At 64.0% G+C, this 25,022-nt stretch carries 26 protein-coding genes; 11 read left to right on the top strand and 15 right to left on the bottom strand.

The genetic code is table 11. The features are described 5' to 3' along the window. Nucleotides 1-8: 8 nt before the first annotated feature. The gene (locus PV761_RS08215; RefSeq protein ID WP_347895803.1) at nucleotides 9-509 is read right to left on the bottom strand and encodes a hypothetical protein; all 501 of its coding nucleotides are present in this window, start codon (nucleotides 507-509) and stop codon (nucleotides 9-11) included. A gap of 434 nt (nucleotides 510-943) precedes the next feature. Between PV761_RS08215 and PV761_RS08210 the strand changes: the two genes are divergently transcribed. Together PV761_RS08210 and PV761_RS08205 are read left to right on the top strand one after the other, a co-directional pair. Continuing rightward, nucleotides 944-1,606, top strand: coding sequence for an ATP-binding protein (locus PV761_RS08210; protein ID WP_347895801.1), 663 nt, complete (start codon nucleotides 944-946; stop codon nucleotides 1,604-1,606). 191 nt (nucleotides 1,607-1,797) lie between these two features. Then, complete coding sequence (locus PV761_RS08205) at nucleotides 1,798-2,040, top strand: hypothetical protein (RefSeq protein ID WP_156037211.1); 243 nt, start codon at nucleotides 1,798-1,800, stop codon at nucleotides 2,038-2,040. 106 nt (nucleotides 2,041-2,146) lie between these two features. On the opposite strand, the gene PV761_RS08200 is transcribed toward PV761_RS08205, so the two are convergent. After that, entirely contained in the window at nucleotides 2,147-3,151 is a 1,005-nt protein-coding gene (locus tag PV761_RS08200; protein WP_028272649.1) for a LacI family DNA-binding transcriptional regulator, read from the bottom strand. Between the two features lie 108 nt (nucleotides 3,152-3,259). Here PV761_RS08200 and PV761_RS08195 point away from each other — a divergent pair, with 108 nt between their 5' ends. The 3 genes from PV761_RS08195 to PV761_RS08185 all read left to right on the top strand — a co-directional run bounded on the left by PV761_RS08195 (nucleotide 3,260) and on the right by PV761_RS08185 (nucleotide 6,004). Beyond that, a complete protein-coding gene (locus PV761_RS08195) occupies nucleotides 3,260-4,381 on the top strand; it encodes a Gfo/Idh/MocA family oxidoreductase (RefSeq protein WP_347895798.1) in 1,122 nt (373 codons plus the stop codon). Beyond that, on the top strand, nucleotides 4,378-5,169 hold the full coding sequence (locus tag PV761_RS08190) for a TIM barrel protein (RefSeq protein ID WP_347895796.1): 792 nt from the start codon (nucleotides 4,378-4,380) through the stop codon (nucleotides 5,167-5,169). Before PV761_RS08195 ends, PV761_RS08190 begins: the two co-directional genes overlap by 4 nt. Nucleotides 5,170-5,440: 271 nt before the next feature. Beyond that, a complete protein-coding gene (locus tag PV761_RS08185) occupies nucleotides 5,441-6,004 on the top strand; it encodes a dihydrofolate reductase family protein (protein ID WP_347895794.1) in 564 nt (187 codons plus the stop codon). Nucleotides 6,005-6,095: 91 nt separating this feature from the next. Here the strand turns inward: PV761_RS08185 and PV761_RS08180 are convergent, their stop codons facing one another. The 4 genes from PV761_RS08180 to PV761_RS08165 form a co-directional block, all read right to left on the bottom strand. Next, complete coding sequence (locus tag PV761_RS08180) at nucleotides 6,096-6,794, bottom strand: hypothetical protein (protein WP_347895792.1); 699 nt, start codon at nucleotides 6,792-6,794, stop codon at nucleotides 6,096-6,098. A gap of 256 nt (nucleotides 6,795-7,050) precedes the next feature. Further along, the gene (locus PV761_RS08175; protein ID WP_347895790.1) at nucleotides 7,051-7,584 is read right to left on the bottom strand and encodes a tetratricopeptide repeat protein; all 534 of its coding nucleotides are present in this window, start codon (nucleotides 7,582-7,584) and stop codon (nucleotides 7,051-7,053) included. A gap of 195 nt (nucleotides 7,585-7,779) precedes the next feature. Beyond that, complete coding sequence (locus PV761_RS08170) at nucleotides 7,780-8,163, bottom strand: PASTA domain-containing protein (protein WP_347895788.1); 384 nt, start codon at nucleotides 8,161-8,163, stop codon at nucleotides 7,780-7,782. Between the two features lie 95 nt (nucleotides 8,164-8,258). After that, complete coding sequence (locus PV761_RS08165) at nucleotides 8,259-8,981, bottom strand: AAA family ATPase (protein ID WP_347895786.1); 723 nt, start codon at nucleotides 8,979-8,981, stop codon at nucleotides 8,259-8,261. Between the two features lie 185 nt (nucleotides 8,982-9,166). Between PV761_RS08165 and PV761_RS08160 the strand changes: the two genes are divergently transcribed. Beyond that, nucleotides 9,167-9,379, top strand: coding sequence for a hypothetical protein (locus tag PV761_RS08160; RefSeq protein WP_347895784.1), 213 nt, complete (start codon nucleotides 9,167-9,169; stop codon nucleotides 9,377-9,379). Between the two features lie 312 nt (nucleotides 9,380-9,691). Here the strand turns inward: PV761_RS08160 and PV761_RS08155 are convergent, their stop codons facing one another. Next, nucleotides 9,692-10,462, bottom strand: coding sequence for a hypothetical protein (locus PV761_RS08155; protein ID WP_347895782.1), 771 nt, complete (start codon nucleotides 10,460-10,462; stop codon nucleotides 9,692-9,694). Between the two features lie 280 nt (nucleotides 10,463-10,742). On the opposite strand from PV761_RS08155, the gene PV761_RS08150 reads away from it, so the two are divergent. The 4 genes from PV761_RS08150 (at nucleotide 10,743) to PV761_RS08135 (ending at nucleotide 15,462) form a co-directional block, all read left to right on the top strand. Further along, the gene (locus tag PV761_RS08150; protein WP_347895780.1) at nucleotides 10,743-11,345 is read left to right on the top strand and encodes a sigma-70 family RNA polymerase sigma factor; all 603 of its coding nucleotides are present in this window, start codon (nucleotides 10,743-10,745) and stop codon (nucleotides 11,343-11,345) included. Continuing rightward, nucleotides 11,342-12,163: a peptidase M56 family protein gene (locus PV761_RS08145; RefSeq protein WP_347895778.1), complete on the top strand. Its 822-nt coding sequence runs from the start codon at nucleotides 11,342-11,344 to the stop codon at nucleotides 12,161-12,163. The genes PV761_RS08150 and PV761_RS08145 overlap by 4 nt, the downstream gene beginning before the upstream one ends. A gap of 686 nt (nucleotides 12,164-12,849) precedes the next feature. Beyond that, the gene (locus PV761_RS08140) at nucleotides 12,850-14,619 is read left to right on the top strand and encodes a hypothetical protein (protein WP_347895776.1); all 1,770 of its coding nucleotides are present in this window, start codon (nucleotides 12,850-12,852) and stop codon (nucleotides 14,617-14,619) included. A 243-nt stretch (nucleotides 14,620-14,862) separates the two neighbouring features. Then, nucleotides 14,863-15,462 carry a recombinase family protein gene (locus tag PV761_RS08135; protein WP_347895774.1) on the top strand — a complete coding sequence of 200 codons (600 nt, stop codon included), beginning with the start codon at nucleotides 14,863-14,865 and terminating at the stop codon, nucleotides 15,460-15,462. 116 nt (nucleotides 15,463-15,578) lie between these two features. Here the strand turns inward: PV761_RS08135 and PV761_RS08130 are convergent, their stop codons facing one another. The 8 genes from PV761_RS08130 to PV761_RS08095 all read right to left on the bottom strand — a co-directional run bounded on the left by PV761_RS08130 (nucleotide 15,579) and on the right by PV761_RS08095 (nucleotide 24,203). Next, nucleotides 15,579-15,782, bottom strand: a complete 204-nt coding sequence (locus PV761_RS08130) for a cold-shock protein (protein ID WP_013599688.1) — start codon at nucleotides 15,780-15,782, stop codon at nucleotides 15,579-15,581. A 144-nt stretch (nucleotides 15,783-15,926) separates the two neighbouring features. Beyond that, nucleotides 15,927-16,841, bottom strand: a complete 915-nt coding sequence (locus PV761_RS08125; RefSeq protein ID WP_043439415.1) for an alpha/beta hydrolase — start codon at nucleotides 16,839-16,841, stop codon at nucleotides 15,927-15,929. A gap of 11 nt (nucleotides 16,842-16,852) precedes the next feature. Next, nucleotides 16,853-19,570 carry a PEP/pyruvate-binding domain-containing protein gene (locus PV761_RS08120; RefSeq protein WP_347895770.1) on the bottom strand — a complete coding sequence of 906 codons (2,718 nt, stop codon included), beginning with the start codon at nucleotides 19,568-19,570 and terminating at the stop codon, nucleotides 16,853-16,855. Nucleotides 19,571-19,579: 9 nt separating this feature from the next. Continuing rightward, nucleotides 19,580-19,897, bottom strand: a complete 318-nt coding sequence (locus PV761_RS08115) for a hypothetical protein (protein ID WP_028272440.1) — start codon at nucleotides 19,895-19,897, stop codon at nucleotides 19,580-19,582. Between the two features lie 93 nt (nucleotides 19,898-19,990). Further along, nucleotides 19,991-21,142 (bottom strand): GGDEF domain-containing protein, encoded by a 1,152-nt coding sequence (locus PV761_RS08110; protein WP_347895768.1) that lies wholly within the window; start codon nucleotides 21,140-21,142, stop codon nucleotides 19,991-19,993. Nucleotides 21,143-21,281: 139 nt separating this feature from the next. After that, nucleotides 21,282-22,337 carry a zinc-dependent alcohol dehydrogenase family protein gene (locus PV761_RS08105; protein ID WP_028272438.1) on the bottom strand — a complete coding sequence of 352 codons (1,056 nt, stop codon included), beginning with the start codon at nucleotides 22,335-22,337 and terminating at the stop codon, nucleotides 21,282-21,284. An 82-nt stretch (nucleotides 22,338-22,419) separates the two neighbouring features. Beyond that, nucleotides 22,420-23,046: a response regulator transcription factor gene (locus PV761_RS08100; RefSeq protein ID WP_347895765.1), complete on the bottom strand. Its 627-nt coding sequence runs from the start codon at nucleotides 23,044-23,046 to the stop codon at nucleotides 22,420-22,422. Next, complete coding sequence (locus tag PV761_RS08095) at nucleotides 23,043-24,203, bottom strand: histidine kinase (protein ID WP_347895763.1); 1,161 nt, start codon at nucleotides 24,201-24,203, stop codon at nucleotides 23,043-23,045. The genes PV761_RS08100 and PV761_RS08095 overlap by 4 nt, the downstream gene beginning before the upstream one ends. 239 nt (nucleotides 24,204-24,442) lie before the next feature. Here PV761_RS08095 and PV761_RS08090 point away from each other — a divergent pair, with 239 nt between their 5' ends. Next, the gene (locus PV761_RS08090) at nucleotides 24,443-25,018 is read left to right on the top strand and encodes a heme-binding protein (RefSeq protein ID WP_347895761.1); all 576 of its coding nucleotides are present in this window, start codon (nucleotides 24,443-24,445) and stop codon (nucleotides 25,016-25,018) included. The last annotated feature ends 4 nt before the right edge of the window (nucleotides 25,019-25,022 follow it).

Genomic DNA, 25,022 nt, shown 5'->3' with positions numbered 1-25,022 from the left:
CGCGAGGATCAGGCGTAGGTCAGGCTGATCAGCAGCGCCTTGAGTTGGGCGTATTGGTCAGTTGCCATCCAGGCCCTGGCTGCGCCCCTGTTGAGGAACGCGGGGTCGTTGAACAGAACACGGGTGCTCAGGCCGCCGTTGGCCGTTGACACGAGATTGCACCACGATGAGGCGCCCTCACCCTGCTCCAGGGAGCGGGGATCGCTTAGCCCCATGAAGTAGGCCTCACCATCACCATAGGACTCCACGACGAACCCGAAAATGGGCTCGGTGCCGTCCGGTGCAGCCATTCCAGGAACAGCCGCTTGATCAAATACCCGACGGGATACGGGGCCGCCAGCACAACCAGCGGTCATGCCATTTCCCAGGAAGAGCAGATCATTGCCTGCACTGTCAGTGACGATCGCTTCCATGCCGGGGAGGCCTGCAGGTGGGAGCGCGGTTCGCACCGTCCATGCCTCCGGATAGGCGAAGGAGATATGTCCGTCCGGGAATGTGAAGGTTTTCAATGCCGGAGCTGCATGCTTCGCCGACGAGGCGGGCACTGCTGACGCTGATACCGCACTGGCGGCAGGACCCGCCGGTGCCGCGGAAGCAGCTGATAGAAATGCCAGCGCTGGCGTGGATTCGGCCGTGTCGTTCACGGTTACGTTCGAGGCCGCGGCAGAGCCAGTTCCTGACTGTAGCCCACATCCGGCAAGTACAAGGCCGACGGCGAAACTCGCCATCGTGACGGCCGTGAAGATTCCGGCGCGATTAGAATTCATTGTTGTAACCCCCAATATCTGTGACGGCGGGCTGAATGTCCCGCTTGATATCTAAATTTCCGGGAACTCGCCTGAAGTTACAGGCAGGGCAGAAAAACCGAACTTGGACTGAGTGAGGTATGGCGACAGGGTGTTTCGCAGGGTCGCGGCGAGCGCGGCTTGCAATACTGTTCCGCATGGAAACTTCTAGGGACGCCTGGGAGATCACGACACACGACTGGTCCAAGCAGGTGGATCGTGATCATCTTGCCCAAATTCAGAGAAATGCGGACGTGTACGCGCGGAAGGGGACAATTCACCTGATTCTTGAAGTGCTTGCCTATGCAGTAGACGAGACCGAACACCATGGCAGGCCAGCGCATATTACGATCACTGTTCACTCGGATGGATCAGTGTCCGTCGCGGACACTGGGCGGGGGACTGATACACGCACCGACGGCCAAGGCCGGACGGTCCGAAAGCCAGTGATGGCCACCAAGGACATTCGGTTCTTCGATTCCCGTGAGAATGTAGGGCTACCGGACGGGCTGCCGCGGCGCGGGATGTCGGTTGTCGCTGCACTTAGCACCTGGCTCGCGCATACCAACCGCAGGCTCAATGGGTCCTGGACTCAGCGCTACGAGCATGGCATACCTGTGACAGGTCTAACCGATATTCCCGGGGACGGCACGACAGGAACGATCGTGCATTTCCTGCCGGACGCGGACTTCGTCAAGCCCGCCGAGGTCACAGTAGGCGAGCTCCGCCAATTGGCTAAGCCACCAGTTCCCTCGCTCACAATTGAAATCCGGGAAGAGCAAGAGAACTCGGCTGTCTATTCGTCGGAAACGTCGTCCTGATCTTTGTCTCCGCGGCTCCGGAATAGCACGTCGGACGCGGCCTCTATGACCGCCTGAACCACAGCCCCGATTGCCTCCAAAAGGATCGACATGCGGCCACGATACGACCAACGGCGTGCAGCGCCAAGATGGAAGCCCTTGCTTTACTGCGAGGACGTGACGGGTACAGCACGTGCCAAATTGGGGGAGATATGAAGATGGTCATTCTTGCAATTGCCGCGTGGGTCTTGACTGGCCTCATCGCACTTCTCGGGATTAGTGCCGGTGCGACCATATGGTTCTACATGGAGCCGGTCGTCGATTCAGTGCCTGATCCGGCGAGCTACTTTGTCGCCGTCGGTGCCGGGTTGCTGGCATTGTTCCTCAGCTTCGCTGTCAGCGTCGGCATTACTGTACAAGCAGCCCGCTACACGGCCGCAGAGAAATTCAAGTAACCCCTCTACGGACTTTCCTGGCAGGTGGAAGGGACTTCCTTCGGCCGCAAGACCTAGGCCGATGTTCGGCGAGTCCCGTGAGTATCTGTCGGGTCCCAGCTTCGAGTCAGGGCTGCATCTGCGGAGCGGGATGCCCCGTGGTTCTGCGGAGGACCAGGTGGGGTGTTCTGACGAGATGGGCTGGCGGTTGGGGGGTTTCTATCCGTTCGACGGCGCGGTCAACGGCTGCGGCGGCAAGGAGCGGGGCGTCCTGGCTGATGGAGGAGAGCTGTACGTAGCTGAGGCGGGCGAATTGGCTGTCGTCGTAACCGAGGACGGAAACGTCGGTAGGTACCTGCAGTCCGGTTGCCCGGAGGCTTTCCATGACGCCGAGGGCTGCCCTGTCGTTGAAGGCGATGATGGCTGATGGCATGTCGCCTATCAGGGACTGGCCGGCTCTCAGGCCGTCCTCTTCGGTTGGGCCGCCGGGCACGGTTACGGGTTCCAGCCCGTGTCGGAGCATCTCGGTGTGGAAGGCTGCCCGGCGTTGGTCTGCGGAGACGGCTGTTCCGCCGTCGACGTGGACAATGCGGCGGTGACCGAGGGCGGTGAGGTGGTCCACGGCGATCCGGATACCAGCGTGGTCATCACTGCTGACCGAATCGACGGACTCGCCGACGTCGTTGCGGAGCAGGCTCACAAGGGGCACCTGGCCGGCATAGCGGGCCAGGTCCTGGTTGCTGAGCGTGGGGGAGATCAGGATGAGCGCTTCGGAGCCGAAATCCAGCAGTGCCTCAATGGCCCGTTCTTCGGGCCGGCCGTTGGCCACCGCGCTGAGGGCAATTTCGTAGCCTCTGGCGGCGGCTTCGGCGTAGGCGGCGTCGACTATTTCGGTGTGGAAGGGCTGGGAGCTGGAGAAACTCAGGCCCAGGAGCTTGGTCCGGCTGCTGCGGAGCAACCGGGCCCGGGAGTCCGGCCGGTAGCCGAGTTCGCGGGCGGCCTCCATGACCTTCTGCCGGGTCGGCTCCGACGCCCCGGGCGCCCCGCGCATCACGATGGACACCAGCGCCCTGGAGACTCCGGCCGCGCGGGCCACGTCCATCAGGGTGGGGCGGCGCTGCTGTTCGGTCATGTTTCCTCCTTGATGGAGACAGTCTATAGAACGATCTAGACAGGTCCATTATCGCCATGCCACCATGGAGCTACTAGAACGATCTAGATCCGAACTTCAGGAGTTGTCATGAGCTATCTTCAGCATCCGGTCAGTGAAGACCGGCCGGTCCGTATCGGCCTGATCGGGGCGGGATGGATTGGAAATTTCCACGCTGAGTCAGTCGCCCGGCGCATCCCCGGCGCCCGCCTGGAAGCAATCGCCGATCCGGCGCTTCCGGCCGTGGAGGCCCTGGCCGGCCGTCTGGGCGTCGCCAAGATCAGCGCTGATCCGGCCGACGTGATCAATGATCCCGACGTCGATGCCGTCCTGATCGCGGCGCCGGCACGCTTCCACTCCGGTTTGATCGCGGCCGCGGCCCGGGCCGGAAAGCATGCCTTCTGTGAGAAGCCCGGCGGGCGCACGGTGGAAGAACTCGATGAAGCCCTCGACGCGGCTAATTCTTCCGGGGTGGTTGTCCAGTTCGGCTTCAACCGGCGCTATGCGGCCGATTTCGCCGCGGCTCGCAAGCTTATTAACGACGGCGCCGTGGGCACCCCGCAGCTGCTGCGGTCCCTGACCCGGGATCCAGGCAGCACAGCCGGCATCACCAACCCGGAGCGGATTCCGCCGGGAACGATCTTCCTCGAAACCCTCATTCACGACTTCGACACCCTGAACTGGCTCAACCCCGGCGCCGTCCCCGTCCGCGTCCACGCAGTGGCTGACGCCCTGGTTGCACCCGAGGCGAAAGCCGGCGGACTCCTGGACACCGCCGTCGTGACCATCACCTACAGCAACGGCGCGATTGCCGTTGCCGAGGCGAACTTTAACGCCCTCTACGGCTACGACGTGCGCGGTGAAGTGTTCGGCTCCGCGGGCATGGTCACCGCGGGAGGGCCGCAGGCCTCTAGCGCCACGAGCTACACCGCCGCCGGCATCGGCTCGGCCACCGTCCGCCTGAACGTGGATCTCTTCCACGACGCCTACACTGCGGAACTCGCCCACTTCGTCGACGCCGTGAAGGCCCGCCGCGACAGCCTCCAGGCTCCCGGCACTCCCGGTCCCGGCGGCACCGACGCCAGGAACGCCCTTGCGATAGCCCTGGCCGCCGTCCGTTCGGCGGAGACCGGCCTGCCGGTGGATGTTGCATCGATCGCGGAGCTGCGTCCTGCCGAACCCGAACTTCACCTGACGGGTGGAAAGGCATGAGCTTCCGCCTGGCCGTGTGCGCCGAGATGGTCTACGGCGATCTTCCCCTGATCGAACGCGTGCACAGGATCCACGGGCAGGGATTCGACGTTGAGCTCTGGGACACCCGGGGCAGGGACATCGCCGCCCTCGCCGCAACGGGGGCCAGGTTCTCCTCGATGAGCGGCTACTTCGGCGGCAGCCTCATCGACCCTGCCAGCGCCGGCGAGGTGCTGGCATCGGCGGAAAAGCTGATTCCTGTCGCCCTTGAACTCGGCGTCGAACGGATGGTGGTGCACCCGGCAGAGCTCGGAGAAGGCGGCCTGGCCGTCCGTCCCGTCCACCGCTCCACCGGACAGATGTGGCTGACCGGACTGCGCACCCTTGAAGGCCTGGCTGTTCTCGGCGAGAAGCACGGCGTGACCTTCGCGCTGGAGAACCTGAACACCATCCTTGACCACCCGGGCATACCGCTCGCCAGAGCCAAGGACACCATGGCGCTGGTTGCGGCAGTGGACCACCCCAACGTCAAGATGATGTTGGATCTCTACCACGCCCAGATCGGCGAGGGAAACCTGATCGAACTCGTCAGGGCCGCACTGCCCTGGATCGGGGAAATCCAGGTAGCCGACGTCCCGGGCCGGTTCGAACCCGGCACCGGAGAGGTCAACTACCGGGCCGTGGCCACCGCCCTAAGAGAAGCCGGCTACAACGGTGTCATCGGTCTCGAAGCCGGAGCCTCCGGCGGCCCTGGCCCGGAATCAGGAGACACGGCCCTCGCCGCTTTCCGCGCCGCCTTCGACAGCTGAGCACCACCCAACACGCCCGTTTCCCCGCCAGGTCAGCGCCCTGCCGTGTTTGGGGCAGGGCGCCGACTCACCCTTGGAATCAAAGGAGATCCACCTTATCGGCAAACTTAGCCGCGTCCGTCTCCCCCCTGGTAGCGGCCTGCGAGAGGATCCTTCCGTACGGAGCATCTGCTTGGCGTGGTGGTCAACTGGCCTCAGTGTGGCCTGACCGATGATTCTCCGCGCCATGCTGGTCTGTACAACGGATACCGGCTCAGGGGAGACTGACGCCATGCGCACCTTGACCTTCGGCATGAACCTGAGCGTCGACGGCTACATCGCGGCGCCCGGCGACGATCTCGGCTGGAGCGCACCGAGCGACGAGCTGTTCCAATGGTGGTCCGACCGGGTGGGGGCAACGGGCCTCGCGCTGTACGGCCGCAAACTGTGGGAGACGATGAGCTCCCACTGGCCGACCGCCGACCAGCAGCCTGACGCCACACCGGCGCAGATCGAGTTCGCCCGCCGCTGGCGGGACATGCCTAAAGTGGTGTTCTCCTCGACGACCAGCACTGTCGACTGGAACACCCGCCTGGTCACCGGCGACGCGGTCACCGAGATCAGCCGGCTCAAGGCCGACGACGGCGGCACCATGGATATCGGCGGTGCCACACTCGCCGCGGCGGCCGTGCGGGCCGGACTGATCGACGAGTACGTGATCGTCACCCATCCGGTCCTAGTGGGCGGCGGCACGCCATTCTTCACAGCCCTGGACAACTGGGTGAACCTAGACCTGGTCGAGAACCGGACGTTCCCCGGAGGTGTGGTCCTAACCAGGTACGAGACCAGGCGCTGACTGCCCACCGTCGGACCCACTCGGGCGTCGGGCCACCCAACACGGGTCTAAATGTCGGTGATCATCGACCTGGCCCCGATCCTCGAACGGGTTACTCCGGTGGTCCCTTTGCGCCCGGTTCTGCCGTGCGGTCAAGGAACCTGCCAGCCCGCTGGAAGTCCCGGACAACGTACAGCAGCCCAATCACCAAGATAGCCACGCCAGCCGCCATGAGCCAGGAGAGGAACCCGGCTCCGCGTATGACCTGGGGGATGAATATGAGCGGCAGCACGGACATCCAGATGAGCTGTGTGGCGAGATTCTTTCGCAGTTGCACTGCCGCGGCCCGCGAGACGACAAGATGCTCCGGGTCAACGGGGGTCTTCCCGAGAATCTGGCGCCGGATGTCCTTGCGCTCTTCATCCTCCAGCGAGAGCAGCACGTCGATCCTGCCCAGCTCCGCTGCAGGCGCGATCTTCTTCGCGTTGTAAATGGATCCACCGATGGCGGCACCCAGCACTGCAAGGAAACATCCGAACAGCAAAAAGGACGGCCAGTCCGCCGGGCCGCCTCCGAAGGCCAGCATCGCGCCGACGGCGCCCGCCGTGACAAGGATGATCAGCCCGACCGGGAAATAGAGTGTGTAATAGGTCTTCAGGGCATCGCCGAGGCCCAGGTCTGCAATGCCTTGCGCTCTTCTTGTGGCGGTAGGCCAACGCTCGTCGGACTTGGGTATGAGATCGTCGATTCCGCTCATCGTCCGTTTCCCTTCCCAGTCGTTACTTGCACTTGATGGAACCGAGATCAGCATCTCACCGTGCTATGGCTCCGTAAACAGTGGACCGAAACGGCATTGCCCGTTGATGTTGCTTCCCACAGACCGTCCGTTATCGCCACTTTTGGGTCCGGTGCGTTCCGTGTACCAACCCTGACCGGGCGAAAAGTGGCTCTCTCTGACGCTGAAGATCAGAGAGTCGTCTCAGGGACGGGTCCGAAGGAAAGCTACCTTCACCGGGCGCTTGGCAGGCCGGGAACCCAGAGCGTGTGATCAAAACGCGGGCGTCGACCTAGGCAGGAGATGGACCGAGCTCTGCCGCGTACCCGGTGACTGCGCGACGATAGAGGGGAAGGGTCTTGGCCAAGGCCTCGAGTGCAACACGGAGAGCCTGATCCGGCCGGCCGGCATCAAAAAGTGCCAGGGCGAGGAAGGCACGATGCGCGTCCCCGGCGACGTCGTTTTCCTCCACATCCTCGAGCACCCGAATGGCCGCCTCGAACTCGCCCACGTTGCGCAGTGAGCTGGCGAGTTGAATGAGTGCCTGAGGCCGTCGTCTGTCATCGAGACCAGCGTCGAGGGCAAGGCGGTAAAGGGGTATCGCTTCCGTCTCGCGCCCCAGAAAGTCGTGAACGGAAGCCCATTCATACAGAGCCGCGGCATCCCCATCAGGCCGTTCATCGACGAGCGTTTTCATGCTCCTGAAGATTGCGGAGTCCGTGTCATCGGCCTGGGCCCAACACTCCTGCACGCGGCTTTCCCAGTTGTCCATCATGCGGTCGCAGCGCAGGTGCCCATTCAAGAACTCATCCAGCTCGCTCCACAAGTAATTCAGTGTTCAGCGGGTCGATTGACGTTGGAGACGGTTTATAGTGAGAAACTTTCGCAATATGAGGTGCCGGTTGGGTCGGCAAAGATTTGCATTTGGGTCGATGACCTTCGGGAACCGGGGATGGTTCACCTGCAAGTCAGCTAGCAGTTGGGTGGGTATTGCCACCTCCTAGGACCGCTGGGGAAACCTTCAGGTGGCCGATTCCTCTGGCGAGCTGTCGCTGCTGAGCTCGATGCTTTGGACTGGGCCTTCCGGCGTGGCGTGATCCCAGTCAATCGAAGGTGGCGGGTTCTCGAGCTTCCGAGCCATGTCGGGTTCGAGACCTTTGCGGAACCATATGCGGAGGGAGTCATTCCGGTAGGAAACGCTACCTGCCGCAGGTGACTGGCTCTGGATGGTCGGATTCTTGGGCCATGCGATCGAGCTAATTGGTGGCCCATCGGGGTCAGGATTCGCCAGAGTCAGGCCGGCAGCTTGCGCTATTTCCCTCGCCTGGAGGAAGTGTTCCCCAACGACGTTGGGGACAATGACGAGGTCAGCGGCTCGTTGTTCGTCTTGGGCGTTGTCTGGCATTTTTCCTCCTGTCGGTATTGTCTGCCCGATTGAAATTCGCGGGCAATGTCGCGCGGTGCGGGGAGGGCGCTAGTTCAACCCTGGGCGGACTTGCCTTAAAGGTGTCGCAGGTATCTTTCAGGTGAGTCCAGGAATGATCGCCAGTTGGAAACCAGATCGAGGTCCGACCATTCCTGCTGCCGAAGTCCCCATGGGCCGACTTCGAGGATCTGCGCGCCGGGTAGTGCTGCGAGAACGGGGGAGTGTGTGGACATGATGACTTGCGAGGAGCCTTCGGCGAGGAGATCTTTCAGGACCGCGAGGAGGCTGAGGCATCCCGCGAAGGACAGTGCCGATTCTGGTTCATCGAGGACCCATAATCCGCGTCCTCGGAAACGATCCACTGCCAGTTCCAAGAACGATTCTCCGTGTGACATGTCGTGGAAGGAGATGTCCGGGCCCGAGGTGCTGGGGTTCTTCTCGAGGTAGGTGAAGAAGCCGTGCATGGTTTCAGCCCGCAGGAAGTAGCCGCGTCTTGTGGCGCCGGCGTTTCGAACGAGCTGCAGGTGGTCGGCGAGGATGGACTCCGTGGATCTGGTGCTGTGGCGGGCCCCTGTGGATCCGCCTTCAGGAGACAAGCCATAGGCCAGCGCGATGGCTTCCACGAGAGTGGATTTTCCCGACCCATTTTCGCCGACGAATATCGTGGCCGGAGTCAGATCGAGCCCCTGGTCTAGAACCTGGGCGACAGGAGGCAGGGCACCAGGCCACCGACCGCGCTCGAGTACGTGGGCCGGGTCTTCGGTCACCCGTCTGATCGGAAAGTTATGCGCGGGCATGCCCCCCATTCTTACAGGCACCTCTCGCTGTCTTCCCCCCACCCGGGGCCGAACCTTCAACGGGAGGTTCCCGGCCCGGGAGCAGGGGCTCCATCGACTTCGTCGTGTAGGTAAGGGACACTGAGCCTTAATTCCCGGGTGGGCCGCGCACCCATTCGATGGCATTTGGGAGTAAAGGAAGACCAATGGCACGTTTTTGGGACAAGAAAACACCGCCTGTGACTCTTATCCTGTCCGGGATCGTGTGTATCTCGTTATTCATAGCTGTTTCAGATGACAGCCGCTTTGGTTACTGGCCCCCGATGGTTCTTTTGGCAGCCATTGTTTTTACCATCTTCAACAACCGCAGGATAGACCGCTTGGAGGCACGAAAACCCAATGGCGATGCAACTGGGTAGCTGGGATGCTTGGCCGAGCGGATCTTCGGGGGGCGGGCCTGGTGCCTCCATCCGGGCAGGGGCGTTTGGGGAACCCTGAACGGGCCGAAAATGGCCGGGTCATGCATTGCGTCCAGAGTGGCCAAGAATGGCGGGGTCCTAAGGATAGCGACCCCTTACGGACATTTCCCACGTGAAGGCTTGAGAATGCGTGCCACACCCTCTGGTGGAAGAACTCATCCGACTTTCATGCGTTTCAAGACAGATTCTAGGGGCAAACCTTTCCCGAGAGATCCGTAGTGTGCCAGCAGACCGTCGTGACCACCACATCGTCTAGGCTGCGGCTTTTCGGGACCAGTCGAGGGGTTCAATTTTGGGATGTTGCCGGAGGTGCTGTATCAGGCTGTTGCTGCCGAAAACTTTGGTGCCTTCGAGGTCCCAGTCCGTCCAGACAACCCAGGATCGGTCTTGGGGCCACCAGAATTCGGGCGTGAATTGCGTGTTGTTCTTAGAGAGCATGGCGGTCAGCATCGTGGCCAGGTCGAACGCGACAGCGAGCGGAGTGCCATCGACCAACTGCGCGCCCGTATCGCAAAGGGAGTACGCGCCATGCATGCGGGGGGATGATGTGTGGGCTGCGAGGATTGAAATGAGGGTTTCTAGATCGCCTTTTCCGAGGGATCCTTCGGTGGGAGCCAAGGTACGTACCGGTACGCCGTTGACGACGTCTTCACGTCCCAGTGCTGCTTCCCAGCGGAAGCATGGCGGCACTTCACGCCCGTCAAATGTCGGCCCCTTCAGGCGAGTTCCCTTTTGGGAAGCGGAATCGGCCCACGTCAACCGCTCCCAGCCGTCGGGTGGGTGTGTGCCGAAGCCGAATCCTGGCCACGCCTCGTCGTCATCCCAGGCTTCCGGAAGCTCAAGCTCGGGAGGGCAAAAGTACTGGGTGTGAAGAATCCAGGTGCTGTCCGTGCATCCTGTCGGGAGGAGGTCATCTTCCGGATTTGTCATGAAGGCCTCGCCGAGCCATGCAGCGTAGGGGGCAAGGGGACCTTCCCAGGTCCAGCCCTCCGGCAGGTCTCTAAGATAACGCGTCGCCTCCACAGCGAGAGTCTACAGTTCCCGATTTGGCCCGCTCTGGACATCCCATTATTTAGAGAATTAGCTGGTGCCGGACGCTGATGTCTAACCTTCACCGGGACACCTCCAGTCAGTCGGCGCCTCAGGTAGGAGTCAACAAAAGCCGTGGCAGTCCCGTTGGTCATGCATGGGAAGAGGACTGCCCGCGCTGTGTTGCACGAACCTTGAGTAGACCGTTTTAGTACTTCTCAAAATTTCGTGCGTTGTTGTGTAACCTTTTGGACGGTCGCGGACAATACAGGGCATGGGGAACGTTGAATTCGATGATGAGAGGCTATGGTCTCGCAGCATTGAGGGCGATGGCGAGGCCTTCCGGGTTTTGTACATCCGGCACCGGGACAGGATTTTCCGTCATGCGTACCGGCTTTCCGGAGACCGGCAGGATGCCGAGGACATCATGGCCACGGCCTTCCTTGAACTCTGGAGGCGCCGGGCCAAGGTGCGGGTCGTTGAAGGCTCCGTCCTTCCCTGGTTGCTCGTCACGACAACGAACACTGCACGGAACAGCGGGCGGGCGGCGCTGCGCTATCGCCGGCTCTTGGACTCCCTTCCCAGACGATCCGACACGGCCGATCCTACGGGCGACGACCTCTTTCTCGGCTACCGGGACGCGCTCGATAAAGATCTCGCCGAGGCCCTCGGTGCTTTGAACTCCACGGATCTGCACCTGGTGAGCCTGGTGGTTTTCGAGGAATTCACCATCGCCGCCGCTGCAGCCGTTCTTGAGCTCACGCCCGGTTCGGCCAAAACCCGGATGCACCGGGCCCGCCAGCGCATGAAAGCCGCTCTCACCAGTAGGCATCCTGTTCCCACCCCAGCCGCGGTTTTGGAAGGAGAACGCTCATGAACGAGCTTCGAGTCGATGACCGCTTCAGCAGGGCTCTGGAGGAAGAACTTGTGTCACGGGTTCGGCAAGTATCGCCCGCCCGTGCACGGAAGCGCATCCGGATGTGGCTGGGGGCTGGGGTCCTTGCCGCTGCCGGAGTTTTGGGCGGCGTCGGAGCTACCGCTGCCGGCTTGTTCGTGATTCCCGGTTCCCAGCAGGTCACACCGTTGTCCACTCCTGTGACCGACACCCACGACGGAACAGCCACCATTGAACTCGGTGACCCGCCGGTGGGAACCACGGGGATTCAGGTGGAGCTGAACTGCCTGACCCCTGGCCGTTTCGAGTTTCCGGACGGGGCCTCCACCGTTTGCCGAGCCACCGACGTCGGGACGCCCCAGGATTGGAGCGGTTACACGATTCCTCTGACTCCAGGGCTGAAGAGCGTCACCATCAAAGCCGATCCTGGAGCTCGCTGGCGCATTAGCGCAAAGTACGTGAACAGCAAAACGACCGACTGGGCAGTCAACCCCGATGGCAAGTCTTACGGCGCCCAAAACGAAAAGGGAGCACCCGATCTCACTGCCGTCATAGCAACCAACGGAGTTCCCGGGTATGTGTACACGAGTGAGCTGGAAGACGCGACCGGCACAGCCGCCATTAAGACCTTCAAAACCAGGGAAGAGGCACTTGCCTGGCAAGAGGCCCGCCGCGGCAAAACCTTCTCGGTCCCTGTCTACGATTCCACGGGGAAAACAGTCGTGGGTGAATTCGTCATTAGTAACGGCGAAGGGGTAATCACGGATAGGACCGCACTACCGAGCGAACCCGCTCCATAACCTCGACGCCCCTCTTGGGGATGTGTTAGCGGGCGCGGTAACGCCCGCTAACAACGACCTGCCGGTATTTCGTATGCCCTGGCTCGTGAGGTGCTAGACGGTGACGTTGAACTGTCGTCCACAGTGTCCGCACTTCATGAGGCCACCAGTGATGCGGGTGAAGGGTCCGAGCTTGCGCCCGCACCCGGGACAAGGAACGTAAATCAACCCATTGACTCGTCGCGTTGCCATTTGCATCCTTCTGGAACGTGCCTCGTGTGGGCCGATGACGCTCGAAGAGCGCTGCTTAACGGTGTAGCTGAGATCGATGACCTGGCTACTAGATTGGTGCATCGTCCCGTTCCGTTCGGCTTCCCCGACAGATGCGGGGTCGTGCTACGTTACGCGCCCCACTCTATGAACGGGGTGCGACATTATGTCTCGCGGACTCAGCCGCCACATGTTCTAGCCTGGACGGCTAATCGGTAGCATCTCGCAGTGGCTGAGCTTCTCGAGTGGTCGAGGGCTACACGACCTGCCGCCCCAAAGCCGGTGCCCCACCGAATACCGCGGTGCCCGAATAGCGATCCTTTAGCGGACACTTATTCGAAACGAGGACATCCGTGGACGAAAAGTAGGTACAGTCAGTCGACGGCAAACTCCTGCCGCGCGGAGGCCACTTTTCAAAGTGGTCGAGAAGGGGAATTGTGGCTTACGAGTTCAATCCGTCCGATGTTCAGGTCGTTTCAGCTCTACTCGAAAAGGTTGCGACCCCATCTGATGAACTCTTAAAAATCTGGGAGCAGCTTAGTTTCGCTGAAGAATATAAGCTTTTAGATGAGGGTCTTCAAGCAGAAATAGACTTCGTTTTCTCGTATGAGCTGCAAGAAGATTTCGGAACTGCAGGCGACGTGAATCTCGTCCAGTCTGCGCTTTCTGTCACGGTCACTCGCCCCATATTAGAGACGCCGGCAGGCGCCTGGTCCCTTTGGGCGGAAGTGTACGACACTCTGCGCCCCTCAACCATGCGGGCCCACGTTGCCGACATTCTCCTGACGGCGCGAGTGAGACCTAAGCCCGAGCACGCAACGGCGACGGTCGCATGTTATTCGGAGGCGGCAGAACTTGAGGACGTCACTGCACAGCAGGTTGCGCTGTCACTCGCAAGAGCAAACACCATTGCTCGTTCACGCAGAATGACCGAAGAACTGGCAGTTCGCCAAGCTATGTGCACAAAAAGTGAGGTTTTTGCCAGCAGGCCGGATACAAACGGGCCAGCACTTACTCTTTTGGCTGCGCTTTCTGCGGACCCCCGCGGCGTGAGCATGCCCGGAGAGGAACGGGTGGTAATCCGCCGTCGCCTTTTGGCTATCGGAGGAGCGTCGACATTCTTTACTGATGAAATCGCCAAATCACTTGCGCGACTGGCGAACAACCCCATTGAACTGGAATCAGCTCGCCGCTGGCATACGGAACAGTACCTAGCGCTTGCCCGAGCCGACGACCATGGGATGAGCAAGATGCATCACGCGCAAACCGCAGCAAGTTTGGCAAGCGACTACGGACTGTCCGACCTCAAAGATGCGGCGGTGCTCGTCATGCAGTCCGTGGACCACGACTCCATGGGCTGGAAATCGGTTCACCACGACGTGAAACTGTCCAAAAACGCGTTTCGCGCCCATCTTCGAAGGTACGGCCGCGCACGTGATTGGAGTCATGCCCTCCTGACGTTCCTGGCCAGCCCTTCGCCATCTGGAGACCATGAAGCAAACAAGCGAAGCGCCCAGAGGGCAGCCACGGGATCGATACGATCACTCATCACACGCACTGTCTACGGTGCACATGGCCTGCCAGAGCGTACCAACGACGACTTCATGGAAGAAGAAATCACCCGGACCGAGACGATCACTCTCAGCACAACGTCAATTCTTCTTGCGCTTGAACTGGAACATATTCGCGAGCGTTTCTCAACGCCGCGAACTGACGAAGTTGCCATATGGATGGTGGAAACGCTCTCGGCAGATGGATCGCTTGCGCGCTTTTTCTCTGATTCGCTCGCCCTTCACTGGGCGCAGAAATATTCAGATTCGGCGAGACTCTCTATCCCGCTGATCGAAAGTGCTGCGCGAGGGCTACTCCGTACACTGGACGAGCCGCTCTATCGGACCCAGCGAGGCGACTCCCCAGGGCGTTTTCCCGCAATGGATTTCTACGTTGACGCCCTCGCCAAACGAGGCCTCGACCCCGACTGGGTTCGGGCACTTCGAATGACGTTGCTGACGCCTGGGATGAACCTCCGCAACCTGGCTGCTCACGGCTTCACGATGGATTTTTCTGAGCAGCAATCCGCATTGTTGCTTCGCCTTGCAGGGCTCTTTTGTTCCATGCCCAACGATCTTGAGCAGCAGAGTCTGGAAGCTTTGCCCACGATGACACGGAGGCGGCTTCGGCGACGTCTGGGGTGGGTCTGGTCATGACCTCCCATGCATGACTTGCCAAGTTTGCGGGCTTGTCCGACCGTTACAGATCCACCCATCACTTTGCCAAGCGTTTAGCTAAGATCGGAGTCCCGTAGGCCGGTCCTTCTCCGGGCGGACCCACCCCTCACCAGCACAAACGCAGTCCCGCGGAGAGCCGCCACCGTAAGACCCGTCCGATGGAGTGCCCGGTGACGGTGGCATATCTGGTCCGCCCAAAAGTCGCGTGGCACACTGTTGCGCATGACCGCTTTGCTGGTCGGCTACGCGCGGGTGTCCACGGAGCAGCAGGACCTCACGGCGCAGCGCGACGCATTGTCAGCTATGGGGATCACCCCGGACCGGATCTACGTTGATCACGGGCTGACGGGCACTGACCGGAACCGCCCGGGCCTCCGGGAAGCGATGGCGGCCTGCCGGGACGGGGACACGTTTGTGGTCACAAAGCTGGACCGCCTGGCCAGGTCCGTTCGGGATGCCCACGAAATCGTCGACGAGCTCGCCCAGCGGAATGTGAAACTCAGCATCGGCGGATCGGTGCACGATCCGACCGACCCGGTGGGAAAGCTGCTGTTCAACGTCTTGGCCATGGTGGCTGAATTCGAGAGCGACCTGATTCGTGCCCGCACCCGCGAGGGCATGAAGATCGCGAAAGCCAAAGGCCGCCTGCGCGGCAAGAAACCCAAGCTGTCTCCGGCGCAGGAAGCCCACTTAGTGAAGCTGCACGACGCCGGCGAGCACACCACGGGCGAACTCGCGGAGCTCTTTTCCGTGGCCAGGTCCACGGTGTACCGGGCAGTCCAACGCGCCGGGCACAAGACGGGGCCAACTGCTAAGCGTTGACCGTGGTGAGCCGCGGGATCGCCAACGCAACAGCCCCTTCGAACCCGATGGTTCGGAGGGGCTGTTGGTGGTGCAGGGGCGGCCCGGCTGGGCGCCGGTGCCGTTACCCTAAGCCTTTAGAGAGGGCGGATGTTCTCTGCCTGCGGGCCCTTCGGACCCTGGGTCACATCGAATTCGACCTTCTGGTTCTCGTCCAGTGAACGGTAACCGCTGCTAGCGATCGCCGAGTAGTGGGCGAAAACGTCAGCTGATCCGTCATCGGGGGCAATGAAGCCAAAACCCTTTTCGGCGTTGAACCATTTAACTGTGCCTGTTGCCATGGCTGCATTCCTTTATGTGACTCTGATTTTCTCTGCAGACACGGATGCCCGCAGAGCGGAGAACGTCCCCCGCTGTCCCCAACGTACGGGGCTGACGCATAACGTGCAAGGGTATAAGTGCCCTTGCGACACTTTGTGTCTCTCTCAGTTGTCCGCGGCATACATGGCAAGCAGGTCCCGGCCGAACTGGTGCGGCGACGTTTCGGACGGGCTATGGCCTCCGCCGTAGACCGAAATCCGGGCACCTATCGACTGCGCGAACTGGCGGTGCAGCCGTAGCGGCCAAAGATCGTGCTGTCCCACAGCCACGAATTTCGGCACCTTGGCGGCGGCGATGGCCCGCCGGAGGTCCGGCACATGTTTCATCAGTTCGTAGATGTCCCGGACTGATTGCCGGCGCGTAAACCGGAACCGGTCCCGGACAAACCGGAGCCGGTTGGGGGAGACCTTGTTGACGTTGCGTCGGATGGCCCAGATCATCACCGCGGCCCCCACCCGGCCGTTGGCCCAGCCGGTGAACCTCCCGATCCTCCTGACTCCGCGGAAACACTGCCCCGTCAAGGGCGGGCAGCTGAGGAGCGTGAGGCTGCGGAACAGTTCCGGGCGCTGTGAGTAGGCGATCTGCGCCAGGATCGCGGCAAAGGAGTAGCCCACCACATGCGACGGACCTTCGCCCGACTCAAGAACAGCGATGAAGTCGTTCACGAAGAGCTCATAGTCATAATGCCGTCGGGGCGGGACGAGGTTCTCCGGACCGGCGCCTGCCGATTCATACTGGCCCGCCAGATCGTAACTCAGCACGTAAAAGCCGGCCTCGGCGAGCTCGGGCATCATCACGGCGAAGTCCTCCTTGGAACCGGTGGCCCCGGGAACCAGCACCACCCGCGGGTTCTGCGGCTTTCCCATGGTGACCACCGCCAAGCCTCCGCTTGGTGCTGCAAACCGGCTACTCGTCGAGCCCTCGGGAAGGACGGCCCAGTCCCAGTCGCGGATCTCCGCGTCCCTTTGCGTCGCGTTATCCGCAACCCCACCGGCGGAACGGGGTTCCTCCTGCGCCATGGAAAAGAGCCTCACCACGTTACGGTTCCGGCCGCACCGTCCACCGTGACGGTCTGCCCGTCGCGCAACCGAACGGTGGCATCAGCCACACCCACGACGGCGGGGATGCCGTACTCACGGGCCACCACCGCCCCGTGAGAGATGACACCGCCCATCTCCATCACCAGGGCACCCGCCGTCATAAACAACGGCGTCCAGCCGGGATCAGTGGACGGGGCCACCAGGATCTCCCCGGGTTCCAGGTGCGCCCCGATAGGATCCATGACCACCCGGACCTTCCCGGAGGCGGTGCCTGCGGACGCGGGCGTCCCTGACAGCCGGTCCGGTGCCGCAGTCTGGGGCAATCCTGAGGCCGCGGCCATCATGGCTGCCTCGACGTCGGTGCCGTCCGAGAGCAGGAGGCGCGGAACGCGCCGCCGCCGCAATTCGACGTCGTACAGCCGACGGCGGCCGGCGACAATTCCTTTCAGGTCCGCCCCGCGCAGGCCCACCCGCAGTTCATCGAAGTCCAGGAAGAACACGTCGCCGGCGGCCGCGACGGTGCCGTTCCCCGCCAGCTCGGCGCCCACGGCCATGAGCTGCCGGTGCATCTCCGCGAGCACCATCACGATGTAGAACTTGGGCAATTCACGCAGCCCGGACAGCTGGCGTGCCCGGCGCAGGCACAGCGCCACGAGTCTTCCGCGCAGCCGGCTATTCTCCCCGGCCCGGTCCACCAGCTCGCTGATCCGCGCCTCCGCATGATCGGCGGCCCTGGCAAACTGGCGGTCGGGCGCCTGTTCGGGATCCTCCACCCGGAGGTAGTTCGAGATCATTCCCAGGAGATGGTCGGGTTCCTCGGCCCACCTCGGCATCCCCAGGTCGATCTCCGCCACGGCCCGGTGGCCGTACTTGGACAGGAACTTCCGCAGCCCGGCCTGGGCAGCTGCAGGGAGCGTGCCGGCCCGATACAGCGCGGCCAGCTCACCGGGCTTCAGCTCCGAGAACACCCGCCGCGCGTCCGGGTCCCGGCCCAGGGACACCGCCAGGTGCCACAATTCCAGGTCCATAATGGTGGTCACGTTGTGGGGAAGCCCCCGAAGGACCGCCTCAAGTTCGCGAGGCTGGGCAATCCCGCGGAGCAGCCTGCGGACCGCGGCCAGCATCAGGTACCCCACGGACGGCCCCGGCAGGGTGGCCTGGATCAACCCGTTGATGACACCGGTTCCCAGGACATTCTCCGCGTGCTGCAGCCGCCTCGCCGCAGAGGCCGGGAGGGGGAGCTTCAGCCGGGCTTCGAGGCGGTCTTGGAAACGGCGGGCCCTGCGCAGTTCCCCGTCCGGCCACAGCAGAGCACGGATCATGGCCGGAAAGAGCCCTATCATCAGGCCCAGGCTCTGGGTTCCCTCGCTGCCCTTCGCCTCGGTCCTGCCGGCGCCCTGAGTGACCTTCCGGTCCGATTTCTTGCGGGGACGCCGGACAACGGCAAACCTCGGGTCCTCCAGCAGCGACGGGAAGACGGCAGCCGACCTTCCGTCCGCGAGCGGCAGCATCCTCACCAGTGCCTTACGGCCGGATTTGCTGCGGATGATCGGTGTCAGCTCGATGTACATCCGCAATCCCGGGTTCACGTATTTCCAAGGCCCCTTGTTGCCCCTCATGAGGCCCAGGACCGAGAGCCCCATCGGTGTGATGGGGCGGGTGAGTCCCTGGAGCAGCGTGCCGCACAGGTAAACCCGCGTATCCGAGCCAGCCGTTTGCTCCGTCCCGGCTTGTCCGCCGAACGGGTCGGCGTCCGGCAGCGGATACAGCGTGGTGATGGGCCGCGACTGGGTCAGCCAGGCCTTACCCCCGGCGTCGATCACCCACTCCACGTCCTGGGGCGCGCCAAACAACCGCTGGGCGGCGTCGCCGAGGGAGGTCAGTTCGCGCAGCTGGTCCTTGGCCAGGCTTAGCGCCGTGCCGTCCGGCGACTGCAGGGTCCGGCCCGACGCGGTCTCCACCACGAAATGGTCGGGATTTACGGAGCCGGACACCACCGCCTGTCCCGGCCCCGGAGCGGCGTCAATGACGGTCTCGGTCCGCGTGCCGGTCACCGGGTTCGCGGTGAACAGCACGCCGGCCATGCCGGCGTCGACCATTTGTTGAACGACGACGGCGAGGCCCACCTCGCGGTGGCTGATCCCGTTCGAGGTGCGGTAGGCCACCGCACGGTCTGTCCATAGGGAGGCCCAGCAGCGGCGGACCGCCTCGACGACGGCATCGGCGCCAACGACGTCCATGAAGGAGTCCTGCTGCCCCGCAAAACTTGCGAACGGCAGATCCTCGGCGGTGGCCGAAGACCGCACCGCCACCGGCGCATTGCCCATCGTCCTGTAGGCTCCGCGGACTGCGGCCTCGACGTCGGGCGGCACCGGTGCTGCCACCACCGCCTCCCGGGCACGCCGCGCCAGTTCATCACGCTCCCCGCCCGACAGCCCGGGTGCCCCGTCCAGTGCGGCCCCGTCCAGTGCGGCCCCGTCCAGGCGGGCCGCAATGGCGTCCAGTTCCGCCGTCGCAGCCATCCGGTAACCCGCCGTCGTCAGGCAGAAACCAGGCGGAACCGGAAAGCCGGCAGCCACGAGTTTTCCGAGGTTCAGCGCTTTGCCGCCCACCAGTGCCAGCGACCCGGAGGCCAGCTGAGCGAGCTCAACAACGAGGCTGCCCCCGCCGGCGGTGTCCGGCCCCGGACCACGGCCTACCGAAACCATGTCCTGCTCCTAGCCGTTGTCCGCGCCCTCTCCGGTGTCCTCCCACATGACGTCCAGGTTGTGGAAGATCACGGGGCCGTCGCACAGGGCGGCCATTTTTGCAGCGAACTCCGATGTCTCAGGGCGTCCGGAGTTCTCCATCGCCGAGTCAAAGGAATCGAAGTCCACGATGGTGAAGTAGGTCCCTGGATGGTCCCGGTCCGCTGCGGCAACAATGCGGCGGAACGTGGGCGTGGTGCTGCCCTCCGTTCTCGACGGACGGCCCAGCTCTTCGATTTCCTTGATGCGGGACGTCTGGAATTGGATGATCTGCACAAACCCGGCCATGACGGCTCCTTGACGGCGTTGGATGCTGATGCGGATCAGGCTAGACCTCGCGGCGGGGCGCGCAAAGGGGAGAAGTGCCCTACTTTGTCCGGGCTACGGCGTGGGGATTCCCCGGACCGTGCGGTTGCGGCCCTGGGATTTGGCCTTGTACAGGGCGGCATCCGCCGTAGCGATCAGCTCGTCAAGGTCGGACGCCCCGTGACCGATGGGCGCGATGCCGTAACTGACCGTTGGCATCCGGGAACCGCCCGGGCCGCGTACTGCCTTCAAATGCCGGTTGATTTCCTGGGTGATGGCCTCTGCCCGGTCCGGGCTCACACCCGGAAGGAGGAAGATGAACTCCTCGCCGCCATAGCGTCCCACCAGGTCTGTTGAGCGGACCGTGCCGTTGCACGCGGCGGCGAAGGACTGCAGGGCCATGTCTCCGGCAGCGTGGCCGTAGGTGTCGTTGACCGCCTTGAAATGGTCCAGGTCGGCCAGGATCAGGGAGCCCAGCGCCCGGGTGTGCCGCAGACGCTGCAGCTCGTCAGAGGCCAAATCCAGGAAGGCCGCGCGGTTGAGGAGCCCGGTGAGGCCGTCCTGGGTGGCGACGGCGCGAAGGGCGCGCGTCTGCTGTTCGCTGCTCAGGGCCGCCATACTGAAGGACACAACCACCAGCAGCACCATGGTGACCAGGGTGGTGACCGCCGAGCCGAAATAGGCTACGAAGATCCGGCCGTCCGGGCCTTCGCCGACGTACACGATCAGCCGGCAGAAGTAGTAGGCGGAGAAGAACGCAGCGGCGATGGCCAGCGGGATCCGGACCCTGGAGTAGCCCGGTTCCAAGCGCCAGAGTTCGCGGGAGGCCAGGCCCAGCATCAGGCTCATCAGGGCGAGGAAGACGGCGCCTCCGGCCCAGATGTTTACCCCCGGATTTTCGAGGGCCGATGACACCGTCACCACCGCAGGGCCGGCGGCCAGCTGCCAGGAATGCGGCCGCGAAGCCCGCAACGACCTGGCACCCGCCCACACGCAGGCCGCCCCGGCCACAAGCAGGCAGTTCCCCAGCGGATTGGCCCACACCTGGTGCGGTGTTCCGTTGAAGAGGTAGGACGCGGAGCCCGCGAGGAAGAGCGTCAGGGCCACGCACCACCAGGCACTGTACGGGGAGCGCGTGCTGCGGTACGCGGCGAAGTAGAACAGGAGCGCCAACGTGAACGCGACAATGGCGAAGGCAACCCTGAGGGTTAAAGTGTCGAGTTGCATTCAGTTCCCCCGGCTCGCAACGAAGCGAGGTCCCGGACTGCACGCGGCCCGGGACACTACGCACACTTAGTATCGCATTCGGCGGCCCTGGCGGGATGCCGATATCGCGCCTGTTAACTGCGTGCGGGCCGCGGCCGGATCAGGGAGTCAGCAGCACCTTGATGGCGCGCCGTTCATCCATCGCCTTGTACGCTTCCGGCGCTTCCTCCAGCGGCATCACGGAGTCAAAAACGCGGCCGGGGTTGATGGCTCCGGACAGCACATCTGCCAGCAGTTCGGGGATGTACGTTCGCGCGGGAGCCATGCCGCCGGCGATGGAGACGTTGGAGTCGAACAGGTAGCGCAGCGGGACCTCGCCCCCGCCGGTGGGGACGCCCACGAAGCCAAGGGCCCCGCCCGGCCGGACACAGTGCAGCGCCTGTTCCATGGATTCCTTGGTGCCCACGCATTCCAGCACGGAATCGGCCAGCACTCCGCCCAGCAACTCGCGGACCTTGGCCACGCCGTCGTCGCCCCGTTCCTCCACGATGTCCGTGGCCCCGAACTCGCGGGCCAGCGCCTGCCGGTCCGCGTGGCGGGACATGGCAATGATCCGCTCCGCCCCCAGCCGCTTGGCCGCGAGGACGCCGCAAAGCCCGACGGCGCCGTCGCCCACCACTACAACGGTGCGGCCCGGTGCGACCTTGGCCGCAAGCGCCGCGTGGTGGCCGGTGGCCATGACATCGGACAGCGTCAGCAGGTTGGCTGTGAGCGCAGCGTCCGGCTCGGTGACGCCCGGAACCTTGACCAAGGTGCTCTCGGCGCGCGGAACGCGGACGGCCTGGCCCTGGCCGCCGTCGATCTTGTGTCCGGTGTCATCCCGGCCGCCCCAGCCGGCCAGGTGGTCGCAGGCAACGGTGACGCCGTTGAGGCACTGCGGGCACTCGCCGCAGCTGACCACGAACGGCGCGATGACAAAGTCGCCCGCCGCCAGTTCGGTCACGTCTTCTCCAACGCTCTCCACCACGCCGACGAATTCGTGGCCGATGGCCGTCGGTTTCTTCGTGGGCCTGACACCGCGGTACGGCCACAGGTCGGAGCCGCACACACAGGACGCCGTCACCCTGACCACCACGTCGGTGGGCAGCTGGATGGTGGGGTAGTCCCGGTCTTCAACCCGGATGTCTCCGGGGCCGTGGATGATGGTTGCGCGCATGGGGGCTCCTTCGGTGGGGTGCTGGGCCAGATCCGAGTCTAAACCCGGCTGCCTGACCCGTGCAGGCTGCCGCAGGAATCCGCTACCGCATTCCCTCCCGCCGGATCGCCGTGGCAATTGCCGCGGCCCGGGTCTCCACGCCGAGTTTGGCATAGATGTGCGCCAGGTGGGTTTTCACGGTGGCCTCGGAGATGAACAGCCGCCGGCCGAGCTCACGGTTGCTGAGGCCTTCGATCAGCAGGCTCAGCAGCTCCGCCTCACGGGGTGTCAGGATCTCGTCCGGGTTCCGCAGCTGCTGGAAAAGCCGGGACGCCACGGGTGCGCTCATCACGCTCTTGCCCTGCACCGCCCCGCGGATGGCGGCGAAGATCTCCTCCGGCGCCGCGTCCTTGAGCAGGTACCCCATGGCTCCCGCGTCCACGGCGCGGACAATGTCCGCATCCGAGTCGTAGGTGGTGAACACCAGCACGGCCTGCCTGGCGTTTTGCCGCCGCAGCTGTTTGATGGCCTCGATCCCGTCCATGCCCGGCCCCATCGCCAGGTCCATCACCACCACCGCCGGGCTGAGCTGCTCCGCGAGGGCCAGGGCGTCCTCGCCGGAAGCCGCCTCAGCCACCACGTCAATGTCCGGCTGCGTTCCCAGCAGCGCCTTGAGCCCGCTGCGGACCACCAGATGGTCGTCCACCAGCAGCACGGTGATGGACTTCACTGTTCGTCACCCGTGGGCAGTTGCGCGGCCACGATCGTCCCTTCCCCGGGGCTGCTTTCCACCGAAAATACTCCGCCCAGCTGTTCCACCCGCTGGCGCATCGCCCGGAGGCCGTAGCCTCCGGCGTCCGACGGCGGTGCCAGCGACAGCGGGTCGAAGCCGGCGCCGTCGTCGTACACATCCAGCGTGACGGAGCCCGGCAGGTAGCCCAGCGTCACGGTGGTGTTCGCCGCCGTTGCATGCAGCTGCGTGTTCGCCGCGGCGCTCTGGACCACCCGGATCAGTGCGTGCCGGACATCGGCGGGGACGGGCCGCGGCTCACCGGTCACGAACAAACGCATACCCGGTATGTACTGGGAAGCTGCCTGGCTCAGGGCGTCCGGCAGCGGTGCGGTGTCCAGGCCGGGGGTGGCGAGTTCGTGGACCAGGCTGCGGGTCTCCGCCAGGTTCCGGCGGAGCATCCCGCTGGCGCTGAGGACGTCGTCGCGCGCGGACTGGCTGGGCCACGACCGGTTCGCGGCTTCCAGCAGGAGGAGGCTGCTGGCCAGGCCCTGCGTCACGGTGTCGTGGATTTCCCGGGCCACGCGTTCGCGCTCCTCGATGGTGCCGGCCCTGCGCTCGCTGGCCGCCAGCCGGCCCTGGGCCAGCGACACCTCGTCGTGCAGCCTGCGCTGTTCGGCGGCGTCCTGCTCGATCCGGTCGTAGATGAGCGTGAGCATCACGCCCACGGCCAGGGGTCCCAGGAGCATGGCAACATCGCTGCCGCCGCTCAGCCGGAACAGTCCGACGGCGGTGGCTGCCGCCGTCGCGCCTCCCGCCAAGTACGCCACCCAGCCGGTGAAGGCGGTCCGGCACAGGAAGAACAGCGCAAACGAGCACCACGCGAAGCTGGGCGCCGCAATCACCAGCACCGCCCAAAACGCCACCAGGACGAACATCCACACCGCCCATGGCCGGCGCTTTTGCGAGAGCACGGCGATGACGGCATAGAGCGAACACACTGCGGCCGCGAGGGCCAGCACCCACAGGTTATCCGCGGGGCTGTGCCGCATCACGTACCGGACCGCCGACGCCACCAGGAGCACGGCAAAGCCAAGATGGACGACGGCGTCAATGCGGCCCAGCGGGGTCCGAAGGGCTGGCGGTAAGGAGGGCATGGGGGTCCGGTTCCGGTGGAGGAGTTCTCCTCACCATGCTAGGGCCCGCGCCGTTATTGGTCTCTCAGCCATTTGGCTGATACGCCCAGCCCGATGGGGGAGGCTGCGGCAGACCATTGCCCGATGCCGGCTGCGCCCCCGGCCGGGAGGATGGATTCGAGGCCCGGGAACGAACCCGGGCAGTGCCGCTGAGGTCGTTTGAGACTCAAGCCCCTGATGCCCCGATCCAAGGAGAACCCGTGAAGAAGTCCAACAAGATCGCCGCCGCTGCCGCCGCCGGAGCACTCCTCCTGACCGGAGGGCTGACGGCTGCGGCCAACGCCGTGCCGGCACCCGTGCCCGCCGCTGTGCCCGCCGTCGACGTCCAGCCGTCTCCCGAAACCGTGGTGGCGCAGAACCGGATCAGCGTGGGTGCCTCCGCGGACGCCGTCAAGGCCGCCCTCGCCAAGTGCCAGGCCGACAAGCTGCCGTTCGTCACGGTGGCCCTGGCGGACCGGTTCGGCACCGTCCAGGCACTCCTTCGCGGCGACAACGCAGCCGAGCACACCATTGAGGCCGCGCAGCAGAAGGCCTACACCGCCGCGGCCTTCGGTACGCCCACCAGCGAGCTCGCCAAGCGCATCAACGGCAACGGACCCAGCATCGCTGACCTCCCCGGCACCCTGTTCCTCGCCGGCGGCGTCCCGCTCAAGGTCAACGGCGTGTCCGTGGCCGGCATCGGCGTGGGCGGCGCCCCGGACGGTGCCCTGGACGAAGCCTGCGCTACGGCCGGCGCCGAGTCCATTGCCGCTGCGGCCGCCGGAACCGCGAAGTAGGCTC

The organism is Arthrobacter sp. CC3, assembly GCF_039907775.1.
GTDB lineage: Bacteria > Actinomycetota > Actinomycetes > Actinomycetales > Micrococcaceae > Arthrobacter.
This window is presented reverse-complemented; position numbering and strand designations above follow the sequence as displayed.